Raw genomic sequence first — 3,347 nt, forward strand, 5'->3', positions numbered from 1 at the left:
AAAAAAATGCCCCGCATAAGCAGGGCATCATATTCGGCAAATAGCGCTCGGCGAACTTTGCGCCAGACGCTCATTATCTGCGGTGATTAGCGACTACGGAAGACAATGCGGCCTTTGCTCAGGTCGTACGGGGTCAGCTCAACAGTCACTTTGTCGCCCGTCAGGATGCGGATATAGTTTTTGCGCATTTTACCGGAGATATGTGCAGTAACCACGTGTCCGTTTTCCAGTTCTACGCGGAACATGGTATTAGGTAACGTTTCAAGAACGGTACCCTGCATTTCAATATTGTCTTCTTTGGCCATCTAATCCTCTGGGGTATCACTACCGTAATTTGAACCGGCAAGATAATGCCGAAGTTCATCATATAAGTAAAGAATTGTCCGTCTTAATCGGCGAAAGTCGTTTTTGCGCATTACCCTTTCACCACACCAGAACAGCGTGTGATGGGCGCGAACCAGGCCGGAAATAGCAGGATAAACGTGGGCGTTATCTGACTCGAATGATTCCCAAACGGCGGCGGGGCAAAAGGCAGAAGCGACTCTCGTCGGCAATTATATCATCCTGATGGAAATTGTGCTGAAAACATTTACGCTTCAGGTGAAAAGAGCGGCCTCGGAACCCAGAATTTATCCTCAATAGGCTGCATGCGTAGCGTATTGAGATATTCAAGGTAGTCGCGGCGAGGTATCTCTATCGCGCCCAGAGACGCGGTATGGCTGTTTAACACCTGGCAGTCAATCAGTTTGCCGCCCGCACGACTAAACGCCTCACAGAAGACGTACAGCGCCGTTTTAGAGGCATTCTCCCCGCGGCTGAACATAGATTCACCGCAAAACAGCTCGCCCATGGCGACGCCGTACATGCCGCCGACCAGCGTTTCGCCCTGCCAGACCTCAATGGAATGCGCATGGCCCAGCTCGTGCAGGCGATGGTAGGCCTGACTGATGCTGGTGGTTATCCAGGTGCCTTCATGGCGATCCTGCGCGCAGCCCTCGATCACCTGGCTAAAGGCGTAATTGAGCGTGACGCGATAAGGTGACTGGCGATGAAAACGCTTCATGCTGCGGCTCAGGTGGAACTGCTCGGGCCACAGCACGGCGCGGGGATCCGGCGACCACCAGAGGATGGGATCTCCGGGCGAAAACCACGGGAAGATCCCGCGTTGATAGGCCATCAGCAGACGCGCGGGACCAAGATCGCCGCCGAGCGCCAGCAGCCCGTTGGGTTCACGTAATGCGCCCTCCGGGGAGGGAAAAGCAATCGAATGACGAGAAAGCTGCACAAGGCGCATGTCGCGATAACCCCACGAAACTAAGTTAACTCAATCATAGTCTACAGACGCTGTTTGAACTGGTAGTAACGACCTTGTTTTGCCAGCAGTTCTGCATGATTACCTTGCTCAATAATTTGCCCGTTGTCCATGACAATTATCCGATTAAATCGCGCCAGTCCACGCAGGCGGTGGGTGACCATCAGCAGCGTTTTTTCGCGCATGACTTCAGCCAGCAGTTCAAGAATCTGGCTTTCGGTGGCGGCGTCCAGCCCTTCAGTCGGTTCGTCCAGCAGCATCAGCGGCGCATCGTGCAAGAGCGCACGGGCAATGCCCAGGCGGCGTAACTCGCCGCCAGAAAGTTGGCGGCCGCCTTCGCCAAGCCAGCTGTTGAGCCCGGTATCTTCCAGCAATTTTTCCAGCCCGGTGCGACGCAGCACGTCGCCAAGCATCTCGTCGGTAGCATCTGGCCGTGCCAGCTGCAGGTTGTCGCGCAGCGTAGCGCTGAACAGATGCACCCGTTGCGGCACCAGGCTCATGGCCTGACGCAGCGTCTGCTCATCGAACTGATTCAGCGCGGTGTCGTTGAGCAAAATGCTGCCCTGCTGCGGATCCCACGCGCGGGTTAGCAGTTGCAGGAGCGTTGATTTGCCGCAGCCGGTGCGCCCGAGGATAGCGATATGTTCACCTGCCGCCACGTGCAGCGAGAGATTTTCCAGCGCGGGTTGCCTCTGCTCTGGATAGGTAAAGGCGACCTCCTCCAGCGTGAGCGACACCTGCGATGGACGAACGCTGGCTTGCTGCGGGAAAGTGACTTCCGGCTGTTGCTCGATAATCTGGCTCACGCGCAGCGCCGACGCAATCACCTGTCCCAGATGCTGGAACGCGCCGGTCACCGGGGCAAGGGCTTCGAAGGCCGCCAGCGCGCAGAAAACAAACAGTGCAATCAATGCGCCTGGCTGGGCGATATTGCCCACGCCGCCGGCGGCAAGCCACAACATCGCGACGACGGCAGCGGCACCAATCAGCAGCATCAGCGCCTGAGACAGCGCGGTTAGTTCAGACTGGCGGCGCTGCGCGTCGTGCCAGTTAAGCTCCGTCTGCTCCATCTGTTTACGATAGCGATCGCTGGCGTTGAAAATGGTCAGCTCCGCCTGTCCTTGCAGCCAGCCGGTGAGCTGCTGGCGATACTGACCGCGCAGCGTAGTAAGCTGCTCGCCCGTGGGTTTGCCCGCGCGATAAAACAGCGGCGGCAGTATCAGCAGCGTGGCGAGCATAATTCCGCCGAGCGTCAGGGCCAGGTTGACGTCCAGCAGGCTTAACCCGGCGGTAACGACCAGGATAACCACCAGCGCGCCGACCAGCGGAGAAATCACGCGTAGATAGAGGTGATCCAGGGTATCGACATCGGCCACCATACGGTTGAGCAGTTCGCCCTGGCGGAAACGGGCTAGCCCGGCAGGCGACAGTGGCAGCAGTTTGCTGAAGGTGAAGACGCGCAGATGCTGCAACACGCGGAAGGTTGCATCGTGGCTGACCAGACGCTCAAAATAACGCCCGGCCGTACGGATAATCGCCGCGCCGCGGACACCCGCCGCAGGCAGCATGTAGTTAAAACTGTAAGCGCCAGCAAACCCGACGACCGCCGAGGCGGAGAGGAACCAGCCGGAAAGCGTCAGCAAGCCGATGCTGGCAAGCAGCGTCACAATCGCCAGAACCACGCCGAGGCTTAACAGCCATTTATGGCGTTTATAGAGCGCCAGATAAGGCAACAGTGCGCGCATTTAGATCTCCTCCTGACGATTGGCCAGCAGGCTGGCGAAAACGCCGTTGGCCGCAACCAGCTGCGAATACGAACCTTGCTCGATAATCTGGCCGTTTTCCATCACCCAGATAGCATCCCACTCGGTAATACCTTCCAACTGGTGGGTGACCATCAAGGTCGTTTGTTGCATTGAGGCCTCGCCCAGCGCCTGCATGACGCGCTGTTCGCTATGGGCATCGAGGCTGGCGGCAGGTTCATCGAGCAGCAGCAGACGGCTGGGGGCGAGCAGGGCGCGGGCGACCGCGACCC

3 protein-coding genes and 1 pseudogene are annotated in these 3,347 nt (G+C 58.0%); all 4 read right to left on the minus strand.

What is annotated here, in order from left to right; genetic code table 11:
• Positions 1-86: 86 nt before the first annotated feature.
• Complete coding sequence (infA, locus tag M989_RS21475; protein WP_001040187.1) at positions 87-305, minus strand: translation initiation factor IF-1; 219 nt, start codon at positions 303-305, stop codon at positions 87-89.
• Between the two features lie 284 nt (positions 306-589).
• Positions 590-1,294, minus strand: a complete 705-nt coding sequence (aat, locus tag M989_RS21480) for a leucyl/phenylalanyl-tRNA--protein transferase (protein WP_064548741.1) — start codon at positions 1,292-1,294, stop codon at positions 590-592.
• A gap of 41 nt (positions 1,295-1,335) precedes the next feature.
• Positions 1,336-3,057, minus strand: a complete 1,722-nt coding sequence (cydC, locus tag M989_RS21485; protein WP_064548743.1) for a heme ABC transporter ATP-binding protein/permease CydC — start codon at positions 3,055-3,057, stop codon at positions 1,336-1,338.
• Positions 3,058-3,347: pseudogene (locus M989_RS21490) on the minus strand (heme ABC transporter permease/ATP-binding protein CydD); the annotation flags it as partial.

This window comes from Kluyvera georgiana ATCC 51603 (assembly GCF_001654985.1).
GTDB classification, from domain to species: Bacteria; Pseudomonadota; Gammaproteobacteria; order Enterobacterales; family Enterobacteriaceae; genus Kluyvera; species Kluyvera georgiana.